This window comes from Shewanella sp. GutDb-MelDb (genome assembly GCF_002836075.1).
Classification (GTDB): domain Bacteria; phylum Pseudomonadota; class Gammaproteobacteria; order Enterobacterales; family Shewanellaceae; genus Shewanella.
Genome location: NZ_PJBM01000073.1, coordinates 1 through 1,713, shown reverse-complemented (window position 1 = coordinate 1,713; position 1,713 = coordinate 1). Strand labels below are relative to the sequence as shown.

The following is a 1,713-nucleotide window of genomic DNA, read 5'->3' as shown; positions in this document are numbered from 1 at the left end:
GGAGCAAAGTCAGCAGCCTTGATATCACCAGTGTCTTTAATGAATGTGTACATAACTTCAGCATCAACATAACCTGTCATAACTGGAGTCAGCTTTGGGTAGCCATCGCCACCAGCAGCATTGAAGCTAGGGACTGTAAAGCTATACATCGCATCAGCAGCGTAGCCTTTACCATTAATGTCGTTAATTGAAACTGTTTTAGCTTCACAATCAACATCCATCTTAATACCCGCAAGTTGTGGATATGCTCCAGAACCTGTTTCACCAACATCAACTGTTGCTACAACATTCAAATATTCAGTAATCTCAGCGCCGGTTAAAGTACTCTTAGTAATTGAGTTTCCAAATGGCTGCACTGTTAACACGTCTTTATAAGTGATTTCGCCCATCTGGATAGAATCACGTACACCGCCAGAGTTCATTACCGCAAAGTCTGCATCTACTTTACTACGTTGAGCTTCAGCAATCAGACGACCCATATTAGTTTGTTGTGTACGAACGATATCTCGGTCACCTTCAAGCTTGCCATCAGTATTACCGATAACTTCAAGCAATTCTTCTTGACCGACATTTTGGTACTGCTGCATAACTTCAAGTACAGTTGCATCAGGCTTAATTTCTTCGCCGATAAGTTCGTAAACTGAGTTGCCATCAGCATCTTTAACCGTATTGCCATCAGCGTCTTTCAGTTTTGCCTTCAAGTTAACAGGGATCAACTTGTAGCTAGCTAAATGCAGCTCATCATTAAAGTATTCAAAATCAGCTTGGCCAACATACTTGCCCCATTCATGTGCCTGCATGATGACTGTACCGTTCTGAACGTCTGGCTTACATTCTGCACCAGGTTTGAACTCAGCATCATATCCGTCGCCTTCCATACAAACAGGATTCTGAGAGTGTCCACCAATCACTGCGGCTAAATCACCTGCTGTCATAGCACGTGCTAGAGCTACGTCACCAGGAGCATTGCTGCCGCTAGCGCCATCGGCATAGTGACCCATATGAGTCGTGGCAAAGATTAAGTCAGCAGTATCTGCGTCCTTAATGTCTTTGATAACTTTCTTAAGCTCTTCTTTTGGATCGGTAAATTCAAGACCGCTGATAAATTCAGGATTACCGATTTTAGCTGTATCTTCCGTCGTTAGACCGACAACAGCAATACGAATACCGTTAATATTAAAAATCTTGTACGGTTCGAAGTAACGAGCACCAGAAACTTTGTCATAGATATTAGCTGCTAGCATCGGGAAGTTAGCTAATTCACGCTGCATATCAACCGTTGATAATGGATTATCAAACTCATGGTTACCAACAGCCATGGCGTCATAACCAATCAGGTTCATACCCACGAAATCTGGACGTGCATCTTGCAAGTCTGACTCAGGTACACCCGTGTTGATATCACCACCAGAAAGTAAGATAGTCTCACCACCGTTCGCCTCAACTTCAGCACGGATCTGGTCGATCAGCGTCTTACGCGCTGCCATACCATACTCGCCCTTACTGTTTTCAAAGAAACGACCATGGTTGTCGTTAGTGTGAAGTACGGTGAAAATAGTACAAGCTTCACCAGCTTCTGCACATGTTGTCGGCAATACAACTTCTTTATTGTCATCATTGTCGCTGCCACACGCTGTTAACGCAGTTACAACAGCAGTCGCCACTAGCCCTTTGATTAAAGTCTTATTCATTAAAATCAACCCCTTGATTATT

General features: G+C 43.4%; 1 protein-coding gene. It reads right to left on the bottom strand.

Annotated elements, in window-relative coordinates; translation table 11 throughout:
* A partial coding sequence (gene ushA / locus CXF82_RS01360; RefSeq protein WP_102043551.1) for a bifunctional UDP-sugar hydrolase/5'-nucleotidase UshA occupies window positions 1-1,691 on the bottom strand: 1,691 nt, incomplete at its 3' end.
* Window positions 1,692-1,713: the final 22 nt, after the last annotated feature.